This window comes from Aquiluna sp. (assembly GCF_965064355.1).
The window spans coordinates 1-4766 of the sequence record NZ_CBCHRQ010000082.1 but is presented as its reverse complement, the minus strand read 5'-3'; the positions used below and the strand labels follow the sequence as shown (position 1 = coordinate 4766).

Annotated in this window: 4 protein-coding genes and 1 pseudogene; 4 read left to right on the top strand and 1 reads right to left on the bottom strand. The window is 52.1% G+C overall.

Annotated elements, in window-relative coordinates:
- The 3 genes and pseudogenes from AC128V_RS06580 to AC128V_RS06570 all read left to right on the top strand — a co-directional run.
- Window positions 1–519 (top strand): annotated as a pseudogene (locus tag AC128V_RS06580) (hypothetical protein); the annotation flags it as partial.
- Between the two features lie 109 nt (window positions 520–628).
- Window positions 629–2164 (top strand): ABC transporter permease, encoded by a 1536-nt coding sequence (locus AC128V_RS06575; protein WP_482763878.1) that lies wholly within the window; start codon window positions 629–631, stop codon window positions 2162–2164.
- Window positions 2165–3226, top strand: coding sequence for an ABC transporter permease (locus AC128V_RS06570; RefSeq protein ID WP_482763877.1), 1062 nt, complete (start codon window positions 2165–2167; stop codon window positions 3224–3226).
- Here the strand turns inward: AC128V_RS06570 and AC128V_RS06565 are convergent.
- Window positions 3223–3780, bottom strand: coding sequence for a hypothetical protein (locus AC128V_RS06565; RefSeq protein ID WP_482763876.1), 558 nt, complete (start codon window positions 3778–3780; stop codon window positions 3223–3225). The two genes, AC128V_RS06570 and AC128V_RS06565, sit on opposite strands and share 4 nt — an antisense overlap.
- A 31-nt stretch (window positions 3781–3811) precedes the next feature.
- Between AC128V_RS06565 and AC128V_RS06560 the strand changes: the two genes are divergently transcribed.
- A partial coding sequence (locus AC128V_RS06560; RefSeq protein ID WP_482763875.1) for an ATP-binding cassette domain-containing protein occupies window positions 3812–4766 on the top strand: 955 nt, incomplete at its 3' end.

The window sequence follows — 4766 nt, the reverse complement described above, 5'->3', positions numbered from 1 at the left end:
ACCAAGCACGGCTACTCAACCACCAACCCATTGAAGCTAACCCTTCACTGGGGTGGCCCAACCAACGAGCGTCGCAAGAACACCGCTGCGCTAATCGTTGCTGCGGCTGCGAAGGCTGGCATTGAAGTAACCAGCAAGCCTTCAGCGGTATGGAGCCAGGAGCTTGGAAACAACAAGTCTGACCTTCAGTTCTTCGCTTGGGCTCAGACCTCGACCGTTTACACCGGAATGCGTAACATCTACGGAAGCACTGGAAGCGAACCACGCGCCCAGAACTACATCGACTGGATCAACCCAACTGTTGACAAGGCTCTTGCCCGTCACAGCGACGAGATCCTTTCGGCAGATGGCGCATTCAAGGTAAACCAGATCTTTGAGAAGGAATACTTCAAGGATGCAGTCGGTCTACCTCTGTTCCAGTGGGCATCGCTAATCGCTGCCAACAAGACCCTGAAGAACGTAAAGCCATCGGCTCTATCTCCTCAGGTTGTCTGGAACTACTGGGAGTGGAAGTACTAATCAGCTGTTGCTGATCTAACCGAATGGCCCCGTGCTTGCACGGGGCCATTTCATTTGCCCAATGGGGTTATACTTTTAGAGTTCATGGAAAGTTAAGGACAGTGCGGTCTTGATTCAATACATCCTTAGGCGCGTCGGCGCCCTATTGCTAGTCCTTTTGGGCTCTACCTTCTTGATCTACAACCTCACGGCGATCTCTGGTGACCCGCTTGAAGACCTTCGTCTTTCGACCGAACCAAATGCTGCGTTCTTGCTAGAGAAGGCAATCCAAGACCTTCAGCTGAACGTTCCTCCTCCGGTTCGTTATTTCAACTGGCTAATTGGCATCCTGGGTCTTGGTGGAGCTGCTCCAACCATGGGATTGACCCTGGAGGGCAGCGAAGTACTTGACATCATCGGTTTGGCGATACCAATCTCTATCCGACTGGTAATAATCGCGACCATTTTGTCAATCGTTATCGGTATCTCAATCGGTATCATCAGCGCACTTCGTCAGTACAGCCGCTTTGACTACTCCATTACCTTCATCGCGTTCTTGTTCTTCTCTCTGCCAATCTTCTGGGTTGCAGTATTGCTAAAACAGTTCGCCGCAATTGAGTTCAACAACTTCCTCTATGACCCGGTTATCTCAACCAACTGGATGCTCGGATTTGCATTTGTTGGGGCCTTCATTTTTGCAGGCATAGTAGGTGGAGGCCGCAAGCGATTCTTGATCACCCTTGCTGCAGCGTTCGCGCTGAACTTCGCCACCTTGTACTACATCTCTGCTACCGGATGGCTAATTACTCCTTCGCTCGGACCGCTTCTAATCACGGTGATGGCATTAGGTATCGCTTTTGGTATTACGCACCTGTCGACAGGTATCGCAAACCGCCGCGTGCTGTTTATCTCTCTTGGCCTAGCAGCACTTACCCCAGTGTTCTACTTTGTGCTCCAGCCAATGTTCAACGAGGCATTTGATGGCTCGATGATGTTGCTTCTGGCTCTTGGAACTATTGCGGTTGGTTACCTAGTTGGCTACCTATTCGGTGGCGATGACCGAGCAGCCGCTGGCCGCACCGGAATGATCGTGGCTTTCCTTAGCGCAGGCTTAATTACGCTGGACCGCTTTATGCAGAGCTGGGACGACTACTACAACAATGAGTGGATCTTTGGTCGCCCGATTGCAACCGTTGGTGACTCGATCCCTGATATCGAAGGTGACTACTGGATGACCGGTGTCGATGCCTTCACTCACTTGCTGCTGCCTACCGCTGCCTTGATGTTGATCTCGGTCGCCGGTTACGTTCGCTACTCAAGAGCTTCGCTATTGGAGGTTTTGAACCAGGACTACATTCGCACCGCGCGTGCGAAGGGTCTGACCGAGCGCACCGTGATCATGCGTCACGCATTCCGCAACTCTTTGATTCCACTAACCACAATCATGGCGTTTGACTTTTCTGGATTGTTGGGTGGCGCGATCATTACCGAGCAGGTCTTTGCCTGGCGCGGTATGGGAACGCTGTTCAATACCGGTTTGGCCAAGTTCGACCTAAACCTCGTTATGTCTGTGGTGCTTATTACCAGCATCTCGGCGCTGGTCTTCAACTTGATTGCAGACCTGGTTTATTCGGCCCTAGACCCAAGAATTCGAGTGACTAAGTAGATGAGCGAAAAAGACATGAATCTAGACAACGAAGCCAAGGGTTCTGAGGACTCTTTTGAGCAGAAGGAAACCGCTGGCCTGTCACAGGGTCAGATCGTTCTTCGACGCTTTGTAAGACACCGCGCAGCGATGATCTCGCTGTTCGTATTGGTGTTCATCATCCTGTTCGTATTCACCGCTGGCGGATTGGCACTGGGTAACACCGCCAATCCAATTCGCATTATGGGTTGGTGGCAGTGGGACTTCACAGACCTACCACCACTTCAGGGCGTTATGGGCGAGCCAACTTTGGACATGATGCCTGAGTTCATCGATGGCACCGGCATGCAAATTGGTCTGCACCCATTTGGTCAGGACTCCATCGGTCAGGACTACTTCTCACTGGTTATCCGAGGTGCTCAGCAGTCCATCACCGTGATGTTCATCATCGGTGCGGTAGCGGCATTCCTTGGAACCGTAATGGGTGCCATCTCTGGATTCTTTGGTAAGTGGATTGACCAGCTAATCATGCGATTTGTTGACCTAATCATCACAATCCCAACCCTGATCATCGGTGCTGTTATCGGTATCCAGATCGGAAACCTGGGTGTGTTTTTCCTAGCGCTGTTCTTGGGTCTAGTTTCATGGACTGGTCTCTCGCGTTTGGTTCGTGGAGAATTCCTAACCTTGCGTGAGCGTGAGTTCGTTGATGCCGCTCGTGTAGCTGGTGCATCCAACCTACGCATCATCTTCAAGCACATCCTGCCAAACGCCATTGGTGTGGTAATCGTTTCGGTGACGCTTTTGATGTCCGGTGCAATCTTGTTGGAGACCGCGTTGTCCTACCTAGGCTTCGGTGTGGTAGCTCCTGATACATCCCTTGGTGCATTGATCTCTGCCAACCAGGACGCGTTCACGGTTTACCCGTGGTTGTTCTGGTGGCCAGGTCTATTCATCGTGACAATCGCGCTTTGCATCAACTTCATCGGTGATGGTCTTCGTGATGCCTTTGACCCACGTCAGAAGCGTCGCATTAGCCGCAAGGACCGCAGTGAAGCACGTGCGTTGAAGAAGAAGTCCTAAAGATGCACAGCAATCAAAACCACAAGTGGAATGGCAACAATGGCGATACCAAGCCAGTTGGGCTTGGTGCTCCAGGTCAAGTCGCCGGTGTTTCCATCCTCGATGGCTTTTCTGATTTGGTAGGCGAAGGATCCCGAAACCGAGCTGGGGAGATCTCCTGGGCGAACCGATTCTCCTTCTCTAAGGCCAAGGAATCTAAAGTCATCGGTAGAGGTGTGGCGATGTCTGTGGCGACCGGGAGCTGGTGCTGCCCAAGCGGAGACCGCTTTGCCGTCACCAATAAGCTTCAGGGCGAATCGAGTGTCAACTTCTTCGATAGCGCCAAAGCCAACTTCGCTTTTGGTCAGGGGATTTGTGATTTCAACCGAGTCGGATTTGATTTCGACCTTGGGGAAGACGTAGTACGCCCAAATCAGTCCCAGCAGGAACAGCACTATTGCGCCTGTTCTCAATCCGTTTTGCTGATCGTACCAAATGGCCTGAACCATGGCCAAAGAAGCCAATACAAGGCTCGCTATAGCAATTATGTAGCTGGAAGTCGGTCGCTTATTCATTCTCAGATTCTTTCACGTCAGGAGGCGAACTATGTCGCAGGGTAACGAGCCAGTTCTAAAGGTAGCTGGATATAACGTTGAGTTTTGGGTTGATGGCGTCTGGTATCCAGCCGCTATCGACATGAACTACGAGGTGGCAGCCGGTGAGGTGCTAGCCATCGTAGGTGAGTCCGGCTCGGGTAAGAGCTCGTCACAGATGGGCCTAATGTCGCTTCTTGCATCTAACGCTCGAGTCACCGGTTCGGTAAAGGTTCGTGGCAACGAGATGGTCGGCGTTCCAATCAACCAGGTGCGTAAGTTCCGTGGTCGCGAAGTTGCATACATCTTCCAAGAGCCGATGACCGCGCTAAACCCGGTCTACACCATTGGTTTCCAGATCGTTGAGGCGCTAAAGAACCACTTCTCAATGTCAAATAAGGAAGCGAAGAAGCGTGCGATTGAGCTGCTAGCGCTGGTTGAGATTCCAAGCCCTGAGAAGAGCTTTGACAAGTACCCTCACCAGCTTTCCGGTGGTCAGCGTCAGCGCGCCATGATTGCTCAGTCACTTTCCTGTGACCCAGGCCTACTAATCGCAGATGAGCCAACCACCGCTTTGGACGTAACCGTGCAGGCTGAGATCTTGGACCTAATGCGTAACCTGAAGGACAAGCTGAACTCAGCTGTTGTCCTTATCACCCACGACATGGGAGTAGTTGCTGACCTCGCAGACCGCATCTTGGTTATGAAGGACGGCTACACCGTTGAGCAGGGGACCTCAGACCAGATCTTCAACAACCCTCAGCACCCATACACCCAGGCACTACTTGCTTCGGTGCCAAAGTTGGGCTCCACCGCAGTGCGTGAGCTACCGATAAAGAGGACCGAGGCTGTTCTCTCACTTCGCGATGTAGAGATCACCTATCCAAAGCGTGGCCGTGTTCCAGCCTTCACCGCAGCTAGCGGAGTTTCCTTCGACATCTACCCGGGTGAAATCCTTGGTCTTGTTG

Bases quoted from the DNA above. Each gene is read 5' to 3' on its own strand.
- AC128V_RS06565 (WP_482763876.1), bottom strand. From the start codon at position 3,780: ATGAATAAGCGACCGACTTCCAGCTACATAATTGCTATAGCGAGCCTT.
- AC128V_RS06570 (WP_482763877.1), top strand. From the start codon at position 2,165: ATGAGCGAAAAAGACATGAATCTAGACAACGAAGCCAAGGGTTCTGAG.